This is a genomic window from Micromonospora sp. NPDC047762, from assembly GCF_043204655.1.
Taxonomy (GTDB): Bacteria; Actinomycetota; Actinomycetes; order Mycobacteriales; family Micromonosporaceae; genus Micromonospora.
The window spans coordinates 536507-553167 of record NZ_JBIDCQ010000001.1 but is presented as its reverse complement, the minus strand read 5'-3'; the positions used below and the strand labels follow the sequence as shown (position 1 = coordinate 553167).

The 16661-nt window shown below is 73.1% G+C and carries 15 protein-coding genes; 8 read left to right on the top strand and 7 right to left on the bottom strand.

Annotation, left to right across the window (positions count from 1 at the left end; all coding sequences use genetic code 11):
* Positions 1-71 precede the first annotated feature (71 nt).
* A complete protein-coding gene (locus ACGF3C_RS02735; RefSeq protein ID WP_355004857.1) occupies positions 72-1157 on the top strand; it encodes a polyprenyl synthetase family protein in 1086 nt (361 codons plus the stop codon).
* On the opposite strand, the gene ACGF3C_RS02730 is transcribed toward ACGF3C_RS02735, so the two are convergent.
* Positions 1133-2362, bottom strand: a complete 1230-nt coding sequence (locus ACGF3C_RS02730) for an MFS transporter (protein ID WP_357222503.1) — start codon at positions 2360-2362, stop codon at positions 1133-1135. The two genes, ACGF3C_RS02735 and ACGF3C_RS02730, sit on opposite strands and share 25 nt — an antisense overlap.
* A 154-nt stretch (positions 2363-2516) precedes the next feature.
* On the opposite strand from ACGF3C_RS02730, the gene ACGF3C_RS02725 reads away from it, so the two are divergent.
* Positions 2517-3299: an IclR family transcriptional regulator gene (locus ACGF3C_RS02725; protein ID WP_124821331.1), complete on the top strand. Its 783-nt coding sequence runs from the start codon at positions 2517-2519 to the stop codon at positions 3297-3299.
* 91 nt (positions 3300-3390) lie between these two features.
* Here ACGF3C_RS02725 and ACGF3C_RS02720 read toward each other — a convergent pair whose 3' ends face one another.
* The gene (locus ACGF3C_RS02720; RefSeq protein ID WP_357222505.1) at positions 3391-5517 is read right to left on the bottom strand and encodes a PhoX family phosphatase; all 2127 of its coding nucleotides are present in this window, start codon (positions 5515-5517) and stop codon (positions 3391-3393) included.
* 215 nt (positions 5518-5732) lie between these two features.
* Between ACGF3C_RS02720 and ACGF3C_RS02715 the strand changes: the two genes are divergently transcribed.
* Positions 5733-6248: a sigma-70 family RNA polymerase sigma factor gene (locus ACGF3C_RS02715; RefSeq protein WP_051708644.1), complete on the top strand. Its 516-nt coding sequence runs from the start codon at positions 5733-5735 to the stop codon at positions 6246-6248.
* Positions 6245-6952: a zf-HC2 domain-containing protein gene (locus ACGF3C_RS02710; RefSeq protein WP_357222507.1), complete on the top strand. Its 708-nt coding sequence runs from the start codon at positions 6245-6247 to the stop codon at positions 6950-6952. Before ACGF3C_RS02715 ends, ACGF3C_RS02710 begins: the two co-directional genes overlap by 4 nt.
* Before the next feature lie 100 nt (positions 6953-7052).
* Here the strand turns inward: ACGF3C_RS02710 and rarD are convergent, their stop codons facing one another.
* The 4 genes from rarD to eccE form a co-directional block, all read right to left on the bottom strand.
* Positions 7053-7970, bottom strand: a complete 918-nt coding sequence (gene rarD / locus ACGF3C_RS02705; protein WP_357222509.1) for an EamA family transporter RarD — start codon at positions 7968-7970, stop codon at positions 7053-7055.
* Positions 7967-8464, bottom strand: coding sequence for a GNAT family N-acetyltransferase (locus ACGF3C_RS02700; RefSeq protein WP_357222511.1), 498 nt, complete (start codon positions 8462-8464; stop codon positions 7967-7969). Before ACGF3C_RS02700 ends, rarD begins: the two co-directional genes overlap by 4 nt.
* A 128-nt stretch (positions 8465-8592) precedes the next feature.
* Positions 8593-8979, bottom strand: a complete 387-nt coding sequence (locus tag ACGF3C_RS02695; RefSeq protein WP_091395522.1) for a phage holin family protein — start codon at positions 8977-8979, stop codon at positions 8593-8595.
* Between the two features lie 90 nt (positions 8980-9069).
* Complete coding sequence (eccE, locus tag ACGF3C_RS02690; protein WP_393218167.1) at positions 9070-11031, bottom strand: type VII secretion protein EccE; 1962 nt, start codon at positions 11029-11031, stop codon at positions 9070-9072.
* Positions 11032-11324: 293 nt separating this feature from the next.
* Here eccE and ACGF3C_RS02685 point away from each other — a divergent pair, with 293 nt between their 5' ends.
* Together ACGF3C_RS02685 and ACGF3C_RS02680 are read left to right on the top strand one after the other, a co-directional pair.
* Positions 11325-11645, top strand: coding sequence for a WXG100 family type VII secretion target (locus ACGF3C_RS02685; protein ID WP_091395516.1), 321 nt, complete (start codon positions 11325-11327; stop codon positions 11643-11645).
* Between the two features lie 21 nt (positions 11646-11666).
* A complete protein-coding gene (locus tag ACGF3C_RS02680) occupies positions 11667-11960 on the top strand; it encodes a WXG100 family type VII secretion target (RefSeq protein WP_355004864.1) in 294 nt (97 codons plus the stop codon).
* Between the two features lie 169 nt (positions 11961-12129).
* On the opposite strand, the gene mycP is transcribed toward ACGF3C_RS02680, so the two are convergent.
* Positions 12130-13356, bottom strand: coding sequence for a type VII secretion-associated serine protease mycosin (mycP, locus tag ACGF3C_RS02675; protein ID WP_393218162.1), 1227 nt, complete (start codon positions 13354-13356; stop codon positions 12130-12132).
* 152 nt (positions 13357-13508) lie between these two features.
* On the opposite strand from mycP, the gene ACGF3C_RS02670 reads away from it, so the two are divergent.
* Positions 13509-16298: an SseB family protein gene (locus ACGF3C_RS02670; RefSeq protein ID WP_393218159.1), complete on the top strand. Its 2790-nt coding sequence runs from the start codon at positions 13509-13511 to the stop codon at positions 16296-16298.
* Positions 16295-16660, top strand: coding sequence for a hypothetical protein (locus ACGF3C_RS02665; RefSeq protein ID WP_030486287.1), 366 nt, complete (start codon positions 16295-16297; stop codon positions 16658-16660). The genes ACGF3C_RS02670 and ACGF3C_RS02665 overlap by 4 nt, the downstream gene beginning before the upstream one ends.
* Position 16661 lies beyond the last annotated feature (1 nt).

Genomic DNA, 16661 nt, shown 5'->3' with positions numbered 1-16661 from the left:
GGGTCGGCGCGTGTTCACGTGCCGGCCCCCGGTGCGTATCCCCGGGCCGGAGCAGGTCGAACGGGTGTGGCATGGTTGATAGCGTGGTGAATCCGGCGGGCGAGCGTTCAGGTGCCTCCGGCTCCGGCGGTCGACGGGGTCGGGCGAGCACGAGTCAGTTCGGCGCGCTTGGCCTGAGCCTCGCCGATCCCCGTGTCGAGGCGTCCGTGCTGGGTCTGCTGGACACGGTCGAGGTCGAGTTGCGGGCCAGCGTGGCCAGTGCCGACCCGTTCGTCACCGAGGCCGCCCGGCACCTCGTCGAGGCCGGTGGGAAGCGGTTCCGGCCGTTGCTGGTGGCGCTCGGCGCCCAGTTCGGTGATCCGACCGGTGCGCAGGTGGTCCCGGCCGCCGTGGTGATGGAGCTCACTCACCTCGCCACCCTCTACCACGACGACGTGATGGACGAGGCAGCCGTCCGTCGGGGCGCGCCGAGCGCGAACTCCCGGTGGACCAACTCGGTCGCCATCCTGGTCGGCGACTACCTCTTCGCCCGCGCGGCGGACATCGCCGCCGACCTGGGCCCCGAGGCGGTCCGGTTGCAGGCGCGCACCTTCGCCCGGCTGGTGCACGGCCAGATCGCGGAGACGGTCGGGCCGCGTGCCGACGACGACCCGGTGGCCCACTACCTGCACGTGATCGCTGAGAAGACCGGCTCGTTGATCGCCACGTCCGCCCGGTTCGGCGGCATGTTCGGTGGGGCCGCCCCTGAGCACGTGGAGGCCCTCGCCGGGTATGGCGAAACGATCGGCGTCGCCTTCCAACTCTCCGACGACCTGCTGGACATCGCCTCCGAGTCGGTGCAGTCGGGCAAGACCCCCGGCACGGACCTGCGCGAGGGTGTTCCGACGCTGCCGGTGCTCTACGCCCGCGAGGCGGACGACTCCGACGCGTCGTCGGTGCGGCTGCGGGAGATCCTGGCGACCGGCCCGTTGACCGACGACGCGCTGCACGCCGAGGCGTTGGGGCTGCTCCGGGAGAGCCCGGCGCTCAAGCGGGCCCGGGAGACCGTCCGCAGCTACGCCGAGGACGCCCGCGCGCAGCTCGCTCCGCTGCCGCACGGCCCGTCCCGCAGCGCTTTGGAGTCGCTCTGCGACTACATCGCCGACCGCACCAGCTGATCCACGCCACGGCCCTCCGCAGCGCCGGCGCGGGTCAACAGTCGGCTGCCGACGAGCATGAGGGCGGCGGCGAGCAGCATCGCCACGGCCGCGACGGTCCACATCGCCGGGTAACCGAGGTGGGCGGCGAGCGGGCCCAGGCTCAGCGGGCCGAGGCAGCCGCCCGCGTACACCCCGGTCTGTGTGATCGAGGTGGCGGCGGCCGGTGACCGCGGGTGGAGCCGGACCACCGCGAAGTTCATCAGGCCGGGCCAGGCCCAGCCCAGGCCGAAGCCGAGCACCACACCGACTACCAACGGCACCGAGCCGGTCAACGCGAGCAGGCCCAGCCCGACCGCGCCGACGAGCAGCATCGCGGCGATGAGGGCGACGTGACCGGTCTCGCGGCGGTCGGCCAACCAGCCCGCGCCCACCCGGGCCGCCACGCAGACAGCGCTACCCAGGGTCAGGGTGAGACCGGCGAGGCCCGGCGACAGACCTCGGGCCGCCGAGGAGTCCACCAGGAAGGTGCCGAGCGAGTTGGCCGCGCCCGACGCCAACGTCGCCGCCGCGCCGATCACCACCAGCGCCGCCGTCGCCCGCCCCGCGCGCGCGGCGCCGGCCCGACGGGCCGGGCCAGGCAACTGTCGGGGTACGGCGGCCAGCGTCGTCAGCGCCGCCACGGCGGCGGCCACGAACGCCCAGCGCCAGCCGGCGGTGAGCGCGATGGTGGGCACCGCCGCGCCGGCCAGCAGGGTGGAGACCGGGATGGCGGCCTGCTTGACACCGAACGACAGCCCCTGCCGCCGGGCCGGCACGTGCTGGGCCAGCGCCGCGTTGCTGGCCAACTGGCCGAGCGCGTTCGCGGCGGCGCTGAGCGCCAGCAGACCGACCAGCACCGGGTACGACCTGGCGAAGGCGGCCACGGCCAGCATCGACCCGGCGGCCAGCACGATGCCGCAGCGGGCGACCACCGCCGGTCCGTACCGCTCGACCAACCGCCCGGAGGGCACCGAGGCCAGCGCGCTGACCCCGAAGTAGACGGAGACGGCAAGGCCCAGGCCGGCCGGCGAGAAGCCGAGGTCCGTGCCCATCTGAACGGCGAGACCGCCGAGCAGGAAGACGGGGAGTACGCAGGCCACCGTGGTGACGACTGCGCCGACGCTGGCCCGAACCGGATGGGGTCGGGCAACGGCCGGATCGGGGGTGTTCGAGGTGTCGGTCATCGTTCGGCAAACCTACGCGAGCCCTGTTCACCGCACTCCCGGTGACCGGCGGGCAACAACCTGTGGATGGTGATCTGGCATCCTCGACCCGAACAGGCATTTCGCACCGGGCCTGTTTTTCATATGGTGTAAGTCCACGGCGGCGGAGGTGGTTGTGCGCGACCCCTTGGCAGAACCTTCGGACCTGATTCGCAGCGTGTCCCGAGCGCTACGGGTGCTGGAGTCGGTCGGTCGTGCCCCGAAGGGCCTGACCGTCAAGCAGATCGCCAGACGCTGCGAGCTGACCGTGGCCACCACCTACCACCTGGTTCGCACCCTCGCCTACGAGGGCTACGTGATCCGTCGCGAGGACGGCACGTACATCGTGGGGTTGGAGGTGGCCGACCGGTACCGGGAGCTGGTGACGGCGTTCCGGGGCCCGCCGGCGGTCGGTGAGACACTGCGCCGGGCCGCCCTGGACACCGGCTACAGCCACTACCTTGGTCGGTTCGTCGGCGGCCAGGTGGCCCTCACCGCCGTCGCCGAGGGGCACCGCTCGCCCTACCTGGAGGATCTGGTCCCCGGCTTCGACGAGGGTGCGCACGCGACAGCGCTCGGCAAGTCGCTGCTCGCCACCCTCACGACCGACCAGCGCTACCGCTATCTGCGCGAGTACGGCATGCGCCCGTTCACCACCGCCACGCTCACCACCACCGAGAGTTTCGAGGCGGACCTGGCCGCCGGCGACCGGCGCGGCATGCAACTGGAGATGGGGCAGTTCCGCCAGGGGGTGGCCTGCGCCGCGGTGCTCGTCGCGCCGGACAAGGACATGGAACGCCGGGTCGTGCTGGCCTGCGCGTTGCCGGCCAGCGAGATGATGACCTCCGCCCGGGTGGTACGCGCCAAGCTGCTCACCGTGGCCCGCAGCGTGGCCGACGGCATCGCCAGCGACAACTGACGGCCGAGAGGCCCTCTCCCGGGCTGGGAGAGGGCCTCTCGGGGCGGTCCAACGCGGGACCGCCGGAGGAATGTCAGCGGCTGTCGTGCCGTCAGCTGCCCACCGGGCCGCCGTCGAGGCGCCAGGTGACCACCACGCCCGGCTTGGCGTAGTCACCGTCCGGCCAGTTCGAGGCCGGGTTCTCCACCGAGGCCCCGGTGATCTCGCCCGGGTGCTGCACGGCAACGAAGACCGAGCGGTTGTCGCCGGTGATGAACGGACCGCAGGTCTCCGCGCCGAGCGGCACAGTCAGGAACTGCTTGAGGTGACCCCGCTCCGGACCCTCAACGGCGGTGGCGAACAGACCGTCGTTGCTGCCCAGCGCGTTGCCGTCAGTGGAGATCCAGAGGTTGCCGGTGGCGTCGAAGGCGACGTTGTCCGGGCAGGAGATCGGGGAGACCTTGGTCTTGTCGTACCCGGCGAAGAAGGTCGACGGGTCGGTCGGGTCGCCGCACACGATCGGCAACGACCAGGCGAAGGTCTCCGAGGTGTTGTCGTTGCGGTCCTCGACCAGTTCCAGGATCTGCCCGTGCTTGTTGGCGTTGCGCGGGTTGGCCTCGTCCGGCTTCGGGTTGCTGCCGACGCCCCGGTTGGTGTTGTTGGTCAGCGCCACGTACACCTTGCCGGTGAGCAGGCTCGGCTCGACGTCCTCGGGGCGGTCCATCTTGGTCGCGCCGACCTTGTCACCGGCGAGCCGGGTGAAGGTGAGCACGTCCGCCGCGGTCATCCCGTCGACGAACGACCGGTTGCCGCTGACCAGCCTGATCCAGCGGCCCCGACCGTTGAACGCGCCGTCGGTGGGGAGCTTGCCCGTACCGTCGATCTCGGCGGCGCTGGTCTGGTCGAGCTTCGCCACGTAGAGCGTGCCGGACTCCAGCAGGGTCAGGTTGTGCTTGCGGGCAGCCCAGGAGTTGCCCTTCATGAACTTCTTGTCCGAGACGAACTTGTAGAGGTAGTCGAACCGCTCGTCGTCGCCCATGTACGCGACCACGTGGCCGTCCTTCGCGACGATCACGTTGGCGCCCTCGTGCTTGAACCGGCCCATCGCGGTGTGCTTGCGCGGGCGGCTCTCCGGGTCGAACGGGTCGATCTCGACGACCCAGCCGAACCGGTGTGCCTCGTTGGGGTGCTTCGCCAGGTCGAAGCGCTCGTCCGCGCGCTCCCACTTGCGGCTGCCGCTGGGGTAGCGGCTGGCGGTGCTGATGCCGTAGCGGTCCAGCTTCGGCTTCAGTTCGGCCGGGGCGGCGTCGGCGCCCACGAAGTACTGGTTGAAGTTCTCCTCGCCGGAGAGCACGGTGCCCCACGCGGTCACGCCACCGGCGCAGTTGTTCAGCGTGCCGACGACCGTACGGCCCCTGGGGTCGGCGGCGGTCTTCAGCCAGGCCGAGCCGGCGGCCGGGCCGGTCAGGTCGAACTTGGTGCTCAGGGCGGTGACCCGCCGGTTGTACGGCCGCGGGCCCTTGCCGACCGGCTTCCACTGCCCGGTGCCCGCGACCCGCTCAAGCTCCACCACCGACATGCCGTGCGCGGCCATGGCGGTGCGCACCTGCTCCACGGAGAGCCCGTCCAGGCCGGGGAAGCCCGGGAACATCAGGTCCTCGTTGGTGTACTCGTGGTTGACCACGAGCAGCGCCCGCTTGCCCTGCTTGTCCAGCGGCAGCACACCCACGAAGTCGTTGTTGTAGCCGAACTGCTTGGACTGCGCGGCGGCGGTCTGGTGGTGCAGGTCGAACTCCGGCGCGCCCGGCAGCACCGGGTCACCCCACTTGATCACCACGGCGTGGTCGTAGCCGTTCGGCACGACCAGGGTGTCCAGCTTGTTCGGAGGGATCGGCTTGAAGGTCAGCGCGCCGCTGCCGATTCCGGTGCTCGGACGACCGAACCCGAAGTTCTCCGGAACGTCCGGGGCGGTCGGGGCCGCCATGGCCGGGGCCGCCCCGGCGAGCGCGCCAGCCGCCGTGCCGCCGAAACCGAGCACCAGCGCGCCGACCGCGCCAGCCCGGACCACGCCACGCCGCGACACCTCGGCGTTCACCACATCGCCGAAGTACGCGTTGTCGGAGGTGTTCGGGACCGGGTGGTCACACGCGTTTCCGCACCGGTACAGGCAGGTCATGGCATCACGGGTGCCATGGCGGGTGCCGTTCAACAGGGGGAGCAGCCGGGGACGGTCGCTCATGGGGGAGGCCTCCAGAGAAGTCGGTGGCACGACAGGCGGCGTACCAGCCGGACGCTAGGAGGACGTGGTGAGCACGCGTCAGCCGCGATGTGAACCAGGCATGAACACCTCTCCGGGCGGCACCCGTCTGACCTCGGGCTGAACCGTTCGGCGTGACCGCACGTATTCCCGAGCGGACGCACCGCCGGACGCGCGCCGGAAGCGAGGAGACCGCCATCAGCGACCACGACGCCCAACTGCTCCGCGCGCTGCACGACGAGCACGCGGAGGCGCTGTACGCCCATGCTCTGCGGCTGGTCAACGGGGACCGGCAGCGGGCCGAGGACCTGGTGCAGGAGACGCTGCTGCGGGCCTGGCGACATCCGGAGTCACTCGACCCGAGGCGCGGATCGGTGCGGTCCTGGCTGTTCACCACCGCCCGTAACCTGGCCATCGACGCCTGGCGGCGGCGATCCACCCGGGTCGGCGAGGTGTTCACCGACGATCTGCCCGAACCGCCCGAGGTGATCGACGAGGCCGAGCGGGCGGTGGAGGCGTGGACCGTCGCCGAGGCGCTCAACCGGCTCAGCCCGACCCACCGGGAGGTGCTGGTCGAGTGCTTCTACCAGGGGCGGTCGGTGGCCGAGGCGGCGTCCCGTTTGGGCGTACCGCCAGGGACCGTGAAATCCCGCACCCACTACGCGCTGCGGTCTCTACGGTTGGTCCTGGCCGAGATGGGGGTGACGGGATGACCCGGTGCGAGTTCGCGTACGACGACGGCGCGTACGTGCTGGGCGCCCTGGCCCCCGCCGAGCGGGCGGCCTACGAGCGGCACCTGGGCGGCTGCGCCTCGTGCCGGGAGGCGGTCGCCGAGATCGCCGTCCTGCCCGGGTTGCTCGGGCGCCTCGACCCGGCGGGGTTGGAGCAGATCCTGCCGCCGCCGGCCCCGCCCCGGGTGCCCGCGCTGCTCGACGAGGCCCGCCAGCGTCGTCGTCGGGAACGCGCCGCGGATCGGCGACGGTGGGCACTGACCACACTGGCCGCCGCCGGGCTGGCGCTGCTGGTCGGTGTGGGCACCGCAGTGGCGCTGCCTCGACCGGTCGACCCGCCCGGCGCGCAGGGCAAGCCCGCCCCGCAGGTGTCGATGGTGGCCATGCGGCCGGTGGCCGCCGCCGGGCCGGTGCACGCCGACCTCGGGCTGACCGGCACGAAGTGGGGCACCGAGGTGAGAATGCGTTGCGGGTACGACGCGCGGACGAGCTACGGCAAGGCGTATCCGTTCCGGCTGGTGGCGCGGGGCCCGAACGGTGCCACCGAGCAGATCGGCTCGTGGTTGGCGGCTCCCGGCGACGATCTGAGCTTCACCGGCGCGACGAGGTTCACCGACGCCGAGCTGGTCAGCGTGGAGCTCCAGAAAGCCGACGGCACGCCCCTCCTGACCTACGCCGTCCCGTAACCCACCCCACCCCGTCCCTTTCGCGATCTTGCATTTCCTGTCCTTCCACAAGGGGCATGGAGGGCATATCGGCGACAGAAACTGCAAGATCGCGGGGCGGTCAGGGAGTTGGGACGGGCGTTGGGAGAGGGGCGGGCCGGCGGGTGCGGCGGGAGGCTCGGACGGCGTCGGCGGTGAAGACGATCAGGGCCAGCCAGACCAGCGCGAAGCCGGCCAGCCGGGCCGGGGGCATCGGCTCGTGGAAGATCAGCACCCCGCAGCCGAGCTGAAGGATCGGCGCCAGGTACTGGACCATGCCCAGGCTGCTCAGGGGCAGCCGGTTGGCCGCCCCGGCGAACAGCAGCAGCGGGATCGCCGTGGCCGCGCCGGCCAGCACCAGCAGCGCGGTGTGCCCCGCCGAGACGTGCCCGAAGGTCAGGTCGGCCTTCGCCGTCAGCCAGCCCAGGTAGCCCAGCGCCGGCAACGCCAGCACCGCCGACTCGACGAACAGCCCCTCCGCCGCCGGCAGCCCGAGCCGCTTCTTCACCAGGCCGTAGCCGGCGAAGCTGAACGCCAGGGTCAACGCCAGCCAGGGCAGCCGTCCGTAGTCCACTGTGAGCACCGCGACCGCCGACGCGCCGATGCCCAGCGCCACCCACTGCGCCGGGCGCAGCCGCTCCCGCAGCACCGTCACCCCGAGCAGCACCACTACCAGCGGGTTGATGAAGTAGCCGAGCGCGGTCTCCACGACCCGGTCGGAGTTGACCCCGTAGATGTAGGTGCCCCAGTTGACAGCGATCAGCGCGGCGGCGGCGACGATCCCCGCCACCGCCCACCGGCGGCGCAGCAACGCCCGCAGGAAGCCGATGTTGCGCAGCGCGCCCAGCAGCAGAGCCACGAAGACTACCGACCAGACGATCCGGTGGGCCAGGATCTCCAGCGGGCCGGCGGGTCGCAGCAGCTTCAGGTAGAGCGGAAAGAAACCCCAGAGCAGGTACGCGCCGAGGCCGTAGAGGTATCCAAGGCGGAGTGGCGTCACGTCTCCACCGTAAGGGGCGTAGTGCTGCTTTGTTCCTTTCCGGTGAGCGGGGTCACCGGGGCTCGCCGGTCCAGCTGCATCCACCGTTGCGGCGCGTCCAACGGGGTGAAGCCCACCCCGGCGTACACCTGGTGGGCGTCGTTGGTGCAGAGCAGGATCCGGCGTACGCCCAGCTCATCCAGGTGGTCCCGGACCGCGCCGGCCAACCGTCCGCCCAGCCCGCGACCCCGGGCGGCGCGGTCGACGTACACGTCGCAGAGCCAGGCGAAGGTGGCACCGTCGGTGACGACCCGGGCCACGGCGACCTGGCGGCCGTCCTCCGGCCGGTAGATGCCGAACGGCAGCGAGCCGGCGAACGACCGCTCGGTGGTCTCCCGGTCCCGTCCGAGCGCCCAGTACGCGTCGGTGGACAACCAGTGGTGCACCAGATCGAGGTCGATCCGCTCCGGATCGGTGCTGAGCAGGTGGCCGTCGGAATAGGTCAGCGAGAACATGCCGCGACGCTAACCGCCGAGGTGGGCGGTAAGGCCGCCACATTCCCGAACTCTGGTCATCGGCCCGCCGGGGCCCCGGCCGAGGTCGGAGCCCCGGACGGACCGGGTCGGTGCTGGCTGGTCGGCGGTCAGTCCCGGTCGAGGACGGCGCCGAGGATCCAGGTCACGATGCTCACGAAGAGGGCGCCGAGCACTGCCGCCGGCCAGAAACCGTCCACCGAGAACGGCAACCCGGCCTGGTCGGCGATCCAGCTGGTGAGCAGGAAGAGCAGCCCGTTCACCACCAGGGCGATGAGACCCAGGGTCAGCAGGTAGAAGCCACAACCGACGGTCTTGATGATCGGCTGGAGAACAGCGTTGACCACACCGAAGATCACCGCCACCAGGAGCAGCGTGGTCACCGTCTCGGTGGCCGAGTTCGAATCCAGGGAGATGCCCGGGATGAGGAGCGTGGCCAGCCAGAAAGCCAGTGCTGTGCTGGCCAGCCGAATCAGCAGACCTTTCAGAAAACCCATGGCGGGGATCGTGCCACGGACACCGCAGCGACGTAACCCGCCGGCTGGCGCGTCCGGTCGAATCAGCCGCGCGTCGGCGGGCCGATCAGTTCAGCCGCGCGTCGGCGGGCCGATCAGTTGCGCCTCGATCGGAGTGGGGGAGAGCAGTGCCCACCGCAGCGCCCGACGGTTGACCACCGCCACCATGTCCTCCCGGATCCGGGTCAGCCACTCGGCCGACCCGCCCAGCCCCAGCGCGGCTCCGGCCAGGGTGGCCTCGGCGGAGGTCAGTGGCTGGAGCAACGCCAGGTCGGCGCGGCTCAACGCGTCCACATCGGCCGGGGTCAGCTCGTCGCGTACCACCAGGGTGGCCCGCCACGGCGGGCCCGGCACGGCCTCGGCCGCCACCGGCCCGGCGTCGACGATCAGCAGCAACGGACGCAGCGCGGTGCCCACCCCGTCGGCGACCGCCCGACCGGGAGGGAGCAACGGGATCGTGCCCCCCGGTGCGCCAACCCCACGGACAAACGGCTCCCAGGCCCGTGGCCGGGCGGTCTGCACCACCACCAGGGCGCCGAGTGCCAGGGCGCGCAGGGCCACCAGCTGGGCTGCCCGTACCCCGCCGACCAGCAGCACGCGGGTGCTCTCCGGCCGGAACAGTCGCACTGTGACGGCGCGGCCGTGCCGGTTGGTGCCGACCATCATTCCCGCGTCGCCCACTGACAGCTCCCAGTCGTCCACGGTCGGGCCGGGTCGCTGCCCGGGCGCCGGTGGGCGGGGCTGCGCTCCGGGTGCCGTCAGCGCCAACGGCAGCGTGGCGGCCAGCCCGCTCAGGTGCGCGCCGTCGAGTCGTCGCAGCTTTCCGCCCAGGTCGGTCACCAGCCGGACCAGCGCCTCGCTGGCCGCCGCCAACTCGGCCGCCGTCCCGGCGGCCAGGCGTACGGTCAGCTCGGTCGGCACTCCGCCGGCCGTAGGCGGAGCCGACGACGTCGACATCGTCGGCGACGGGCCTGAGCAGATCGACACCGTCGTGGCCGTCGCCGGCAGCGCCAGCAGGCGGGGTACCAGCCGGCGCCCAGCCGCAGCGCCCGCGTCGGGCCAGTGGAGCAGACGGAAGGTGGCCTGGACGAGACTGCCGGACCGGATCGCCGGCCACGACTCCCGGACCGGGTCGCCGTCGTGGTGGGCCAGCTCGCCCAGTACGCGTAGCGCCGCCGGCACCCCGAGCGGTCGCGCGGCCAACGGCCCGAGCCGGCGGACGATCCGGCGGACCGTTCCGGCGAGTACGCGGCGCAGGTCCTCCTCGGACCAACCGTTCACCCGCAGCACCCGGACCGCCACCACCGCGCGCTCGCGCCCGGCGAGCCGCCCGTCGGTGAGCTGCCGGTACGACGTGCCGACCGTGCCACCGGCGCTCGGCACCGGCGCGGGCGCACCGGCGAGCAGCAGTTGGACCAGCAGCGGGGGCTGGTCCGGCCCGGTCGGGGGGAGCAGCGCGGCCGGGGCGGGGATCGCCTGGGACACGTCACCCAGCAGGTCGCCGGGGTCGCCGAGCTCCAGGAGCGCGACCATGCCGGTGGTGTCCTCCAGGAGCGCCGCCGGCCCGCCGGTCAACTCGGTCGAGCGGACCACGGTGCCCGGGGCGACCAGGTCGAGCAGTTCGGCCGCGTCGGCCGGCCCGGTCAACGCCCGCCGGCGGGTGAGGTGCCCGACGGCGGTGCCCAGCCACTCGAACAGCCACCGGCCCCGCACCGGCGCCCAGGCGGCGGCCACCAGCAACACGGCCACCAGTACGGCTGCCGCGACGACCGGCGCGGGTCGGCCGAGGGTGACGAGCACCAGGGCCGCCGCGACCTGTGCGGTGACCAGTTGGCCGGCTCGCGCTCCGGCAGCCGCACGACGGCCGAGTGCGACCCAGTGAGCCGCCGGCGACCGGCGACGGGGGGTGCGCTGCTCTACCGGCAGCGGGCCGCTGTCGGTGGGTCGGCCCGGCCCGCCCACCCGTGGGGAGGCGCCTGCCTCGGACCCGACCGGGGTCGGCGGGTGCGGCCCTCCGGTGGTGATCGCCGGCACCGTGCCTCCTCGACCAGTGGGGACCAGGGTCGGGCGGGCCGGCCGCCCTCCGGCGGCCCGTCACGCGCCGCGACGTGACTGCGGCACATCGTAAGCGACCGATGGCCGCCTCGGTTGTCCACAGGGGAAGCCGGTGGGGTAGCAGAACCGCTACGAGGTCGCTACCGTCAGCCACGAAGTCCTTCGCTGACCCGTGTCTCAGTGCTCGAAAGACCGGGCCAAGCGACGACGCGTCGCCCCGGGATGGGCGCGTCGACGGCCAGGTGCGATCCGAGAGACGAGGTGACGTCCGGATGTCCCAAACCAAGGCAGAAGCAGCGGTGATGCAGCAGACTGCCGCGAAGTTCGAGCAGGTGGACCAGTCGTTGCAGTCCATGCTGACCGGCCTGCTGGCCGAGCTGGAAGTGTTGCAGCAGGCCTGGCGTGGCGCTGGTGGCCGGTCGTTCGAGCAGGTCAAGCAGCAGTGGTCACAGGACCAGGCGGCGCTGCACCGCGCGCTGCGCGAGACCGCCGGTGCGATCCGCACCGCCGGTCGGCAGTACCACGCGTCCGACGACGAGGTGGCCAGCCGGGTGGCCGGCACCAACCGCGGCGGCATCCAGCTGCCGCTCTGATCCCGCTGGGGAGGGAATCCGATGGACCATGGTGTGCTGGTCGTCAACTTCGCCGCGCTGCAGCAGGCCGGCGCTGACATTCAGAAGGCGTTGAACACCCTCGACGCGCAGCTCGGTCAACTCGAACGTGACGCCGCCCCGCTGGTGGCGAGCTGGACAGGCGACGCGCAGCAGGCCTACGAGCAGCGGCAGGCGCGGTGGCGTTCGGCCTCGCAGGACCTGCAGGGGATGCTGCGTGACATCAGGTTGGCGGTGAACGACTCCGCCACCGACTACCTGGACACCGAGAAGAAGAACACCGGGCTGTTCCAGTGAGCGATGTGGGCCGGGAGCGCTGACCGTGTTCGGGTCAGCGCCCCGCCCGCGGCCGGTCGGCGGCGAGGGCCGTGTGCGGACGGCTCCAGGCCCTGTGCGGGCGGCTCCAGGCCGTGTGCGGGCGGCTCCAGGCCGTGTGCGGGCGGCTCCAGGCCCTGTGCGGGCGGCCTCAGGCCGGGCCGGCCGGTCGCCAGCGTCGACGGGTGCCCCGGGGCACCACCAGGGCGAGCAGCGCCACGGTGACCGCCGTGATGCCGGCCACCGCCCCGACCAGCAGGGCTCGGTCCCGTGCGGCGACCCGGCGGGCCTGGTGGGCGAGCTGCGCCGGGTCGGCCCGGTCGTCGGCGAGCGCGGCGACCGGCGGTGCGCCGGCCGCACGGCCACCGCTGGTCTCGGTGACCGCCCGGTAGGGGTTCAACACTCCGGAGCCGTACCCGCCGCCCCGGCCCGCGCCCGGAGCTGGGTCGGCGGTGGCGATGATCCGCTCCGCCACCTGGGCGGCGGTCAGCTCCGGCCGGTACTCCCGCAGCAACGCGGCGGTGGCGGCGACGAAGGGCGCCGCGTAACTGGTCCCCTCGACGCGATGGTGGCCGACACCGGGTGCGGCGGTCAGCACCTCGCTGCCCGGAGCGACAAGATCGACGTACGAGCCGGTCTGCGAGAACGCCGCCCGCCCGCCGTCCGCCCCGATCGCGCCCACGCCGAGCACCCCGTCGTAGCCGGCGGGGAACGGTCGGGGGTCCCCACTGTCGTGCAGGTTGCCGGCGGCGGCCACCAGCACCACGTCCCGCTCGACCGCGTACCGCACCGCCGACCGGACCTCCGGGTCGTCCGCGTACAGCACGACGGACAGGTTCACCACGTCGGCCTCATGGTCGACGGCCCACCGGATGGCCCGGGCGAACTCGTCGGCGCTGACCGTACGCCCCGACTCCCGCCCCTGCACGACCTGCTGTTCACTCACCCGAACCGGCAGGATCCGGGCACCCGGTGCCAGGCCGCGGAAGGCGACGTCGGGGCGGGGTGCCGCGGCGATGATGCTCGCCACACCGGTGCCGTGCCCGGCGCAGTCCCGACCGCCGTCCCCGCCGGGGTCGAGCAGGTCGGTGCCGGCCAGCACCCTCCCAGCCAGTTGCGGGTGCACCCGGTCCACCCCGGAGTCGACCACCGCGACCGTCACCCCGTCGCCGGTGGCCAGCGGCGCGAGCCGCGCCGGGTCGTACCGTTGCTGTGGCCAGGGCCTGGCGGCGACCGGCCGGACGGGGGCGAGTGGGGTCGCGCAGGCCGGTGCCGACGCGCCGAGACCGGCGGTGGCGGCGACGGTCGGAAGGGCCGGTACGGTCAACAGGCTGGCGGCCAGACCTGCGAGGACCGGGCGCGTGATCGATCGGGACATCGACACCCTCCGTATCGTGTCGGCTCCGAAACGGGATGTTATCGCCTCCCTCGGGCCCTGGCAGGCCGCCGCCGGCCAGCCATTGTGATCTTGGTACCACCTTGTAGGTTGTACGCGATACCTGTGGCCTGTTCTCGGAAGGGGAGGTGGCCGTGACCGCATGGGAACCGGCCACGGAGGCCGAGGTGGCGATGCGCGACGCGCTGCGCGCAAACGACCAGGAGCTCTACTTCCGGCTCCTGTCCCGCACCGATGTGCTGCTGCCGGTCTCCGCGCCGACGCAGCCCGGCCAGCCACCTGCCGGATGGGGCACCTGGACCACCGGCGGCCGGACCCACGTCCTGGCCTTCACCTCCGCCGCCGCACTGCGAGCCTGCCTCGGCGATCACGCCGGCAGCAACCGACGCATCCCCTTCGCCGACCTCGCGGCCAGCTGGCCCAACCACGAGTGGTGGCTTGCCGTCAATCCGGGTCTGCCGGTCGAGGGTTACCTGCCGGCCTGGTTCGTGTCGCAGTTGTCCCGAGGTGACGTGCGGCTGCCCGGCCGTGCCATGGGTGCCCGCGCTCGCCTGGAGCGTGCCGAGACCCTGGCCCGCACCCGGCCCGGCGCGCCACCGCGGGACACCGCCACTGCCGCTGGATCACCTCCCGTGACGGGGGTGGCCCCGTCCGCGCCCGAGAGTGCTCCGCTCGCACCCCGAAGGCCCGCGCGGAGCCCGGGCCCTCGGGTGGGTGTCCCGCCGGTGCCGGGTCCGGCGCCCCGGCCACCCGCCTCTGCTGAGCCGCCGCGCGGACCTGGCGAGGAGGACCTGCCCGCCGCCGGTCAGCGGCACCCGACCGAACCGCCTCGACCCGCCCCAGGCGTCGGAGCACTGCCCCGCACCGGCCGGCCGTCCCGGTTCACCCCGTTGGCTACCGCCGGCCCCACCACCGACCAGGCTGGGCCGGGTGCGGGCTGGCCGGCAGCGACCCGGCCGGGCGACGTCGACGGCCCCGCCCCGGCCAACGGCAACGGTGGCCCCCAGGCCGCGCCTCGGCGCTCCTTCTTCGACCCCACTCCGGCCCGCGACCCGGCCGCGAGCGGGGGACGCCCCGGTGAACGGGCGGTCCCGCCGACCCGGTTCGGTCGAGGCAGCCAGCCCTTCCCTCGCCGCCGCCCAGCCGATGCGCCGGCCGACGAGTCAGCGACGCGGGCCTTTCCGATGGCGGCGGACCCGGCCGCCACCCAGCCGGTACGACGGCCGGAGGGCGGCCTCGGCGCGCCTCGCGGGATGGACGTGCCGCCGTCCGGCGAGGAGATCACCCAGCCGCTGCCGCCGCGCCGGCACAACCCGCTGGCTGAGGAGCCCACCCGCGCGTTCCGGGTGACCGGTGAGCCTCGCCCGACCGGTGCGCCCGGACGGGCATCGGCGGAGGAGACGCAGGCGATTCTCCAGGACCGGCCGGGCCGGTTCGAGCCGGTGGAGGATCCGCCGGTGTCCGTCGCGGAACCGGTCTCCGGGCCGCCTGCGCCGCGCCGAGGCTTCACGCCCATCGTCATCGAGGGCACCATCATCGAGTCCCGCGACCTCACCGACCCGGTCGAGAGCAGCGCGCCGGTCGACGCGCCCCGGCGGCCCAGCCCCACCGAGGCCGCCCCGCCGCCGTTCGGCTCGACGCCCCCCGGTCCGGGCCTGTTCACGGCGTCCCCCAGCCCCGCTGAGGCCGCTCCGCCGCCGTTCGCCAGCCCTGGTCCCTTCGCACCTCCGTCCTTCAGCCCCGATCAGCCCGCCCCTAGCCCGTCCGTCCCGCAGCCCGTGGTTCCGGCCGAGTCCGGCGGCGTCGGCGATGGCCTGGGCAACCTGAGGGCCGACGTCCCGCTCAGTGACGATCGCTCCGACAGCGAGGGCTCGTCGGGAAGCCCGGCCGGCGGCGAGAGCATGACCGCGGACGACGGCACCTACCCGCCTGCCGACGAGCCGCCGCCGGTCGAGTTCGAGCCGGCGAACACGGTCGAGGAAGACCTGCTCAATGCCGCCGGCTCGGGCAGCACCGACACGTTCCTGTCCACCCTGCTGCTTGCTCGGGTGCTGCTGCCGGCGGCACCGGACTCGGCGCGGGGAAGCCGCCCCGGGGATCCCGGCTTCGTCTGGCGTACCGGGCAGCTCGACGGCGAGACGTACGTGGTGGTCTACACGTCGTCGGAGCGCCTCGCCGACCATGTCGAGGGGGACATCGACACGGTCCGGGTGAAGTTCGCCCAACTGATCAGGCGCTGGCCCGACGAGGACTGGTCGTTCGCCGTCAACCCGGGCACGCCGGTGGGTGCCAAGTTGCCCGGCGAGCAGATCGTCGCGTTGGCCAACTGGGCCGCCGAGGTGGGGCTCGGGGACGACCTGGAAGTGGACCAGGTGGAAGCGCCGGCCGTGGCCGAACCCGCCACCCGTCCCCGGTACGCCCCCGCAGCGGTCGACCCGACCCGGCCGACGGTCATGCAGAAGGCGATCGCCCCCAGCCAGCTCGCGTACTACCTGGATCGCGGGTACGACCGGGTGTCCGGGTTCGTGCACCGGGCCGGTGAGCTGTCCCACCTGACCACACCGGCTCAGTTGCACGAGGCGCTGGGCCTGAGCTACCCCGGCTCGCCGTTCGCCCAGGACGCCGAGGAGATCTACGTGCTGCGCTGGCCGGCGCACCGGCCGAGCCTCTACCGCATCCCGTACGGCGGTCAGAACGAGCCGGCGATGCGGGCCATGGAGGGCTGGGTCATCGAACGCCCGCCGTTCCGGGGCAACGGCTTCGCCCCGGGTGAGAGCAGCGACGTGGTGGCGGAGTTCAAGGTGGACAGCGCACGGCTGCCGCACGGCGCCCAACTCTGGCGCATCGGCGCGGACGGCAGCGAGCGGGTGGTCGCCGAGCTGGACACCGACACGGTCACCTGGCGACGGGTCGGGGAGGCGTGATGCGCGACGGCTACGTGGCCCGTTGGCAGGGCCGGGAATACCAGGCCAGCCCGGACGGCGACGACATCCGCCTCTACCAGCCCGAGCCGGGTGAGGGCTTCGAGGAGGTCCGCGCGGGCCGCTACGTCCGGGTGCTGCCGGCGAGCGAGATCGAGGATCTGGCGTACGTGCGGACCACCTGCACCTGGCAGGGGCAGCCGTTCATAGTGCTCGGCGAGCACGACGCCTGGCTGCGGGTGGAGTACACGGGTGGTCGCTGGCCGGTGGCCGAGGCGATGCGGCTGGAGGTCTTCGACTTCGGCGTCTACCAGGGTTGGGCGCCGGCCGCCGAGGTCACCGACCTGCGGGAGCAGCGGGTCTGAC

Excerpts from the sequence above, each read along its gene's own strand:
- mycP (WP_393218162.1), bottom strand. The coding sequence starts at position 13,356 with ATGTCCCGATCGATCACGCGCCCGGTCCTCGCAGGTCTGGCCGCCAGC.
- ACGF3C_RS02700 (WP_357222511.1), bottom strand. The coding sequence starts at position 8,464 with ATGTTCTCGCTGACCTATTCCGACGGCCACCTGCTCAGCACCGATCCG.
- ACGF3C_RS02680 (WP_355004864.1), top strand. The coding sequence starts at position 11,667 with ATGGACCATGGTGTGCTGGTCGTCAACTTCGCCGCGCTGCAGCAGGCC.
- ACGF3C_RS02710 (WP_357222507.1), top strand. The coding sequence starts at position 6,245 with ATGACCCGGTGCGAGTTCGCGTACGACGACGGCGCGTACGTGCTGGGC.
- ACGF3C_RS02735 (WP_355004857.1), top strand. The coding sequence starts at position 72 with ATGGTTGATAGCGTGGTGAATCCGGCGGGCGAGCGTTCAGGTGCCTCC.
- ACGF3C_RS02720 (WP_357222505.1), bottom strand. The coding sequence starts at position 5,517 with ATGAGCGACCGTCCCCGGCTGCTCCCCCTGTTGAACGGCACCCGCCAT.
- ACGF3C_RS02685 (WP_091395516.1), top strand. The coding sequence starts at position 11,325 with ATGTCCCAAACCAAGGCAGAAGCAGCGGTGATGCAGCAGACTGCCGCG.
- ACGF3C_RS02695 (WP_091395522.1), bottom strand. The coding sequence starts at position 8,979 with ATGGGTTTTCTGAAAGGTCTGCTGATTCGGCTGGCCAGCACAGCACTG.
- ACGF3C_RS02730 (WP_357222503.1), bottom strand. The coding sequence starts at position 2,362 with ATGACCGACACCTCGAACACCCCCGATCCGGCCGTTGCCCGACCCCAT.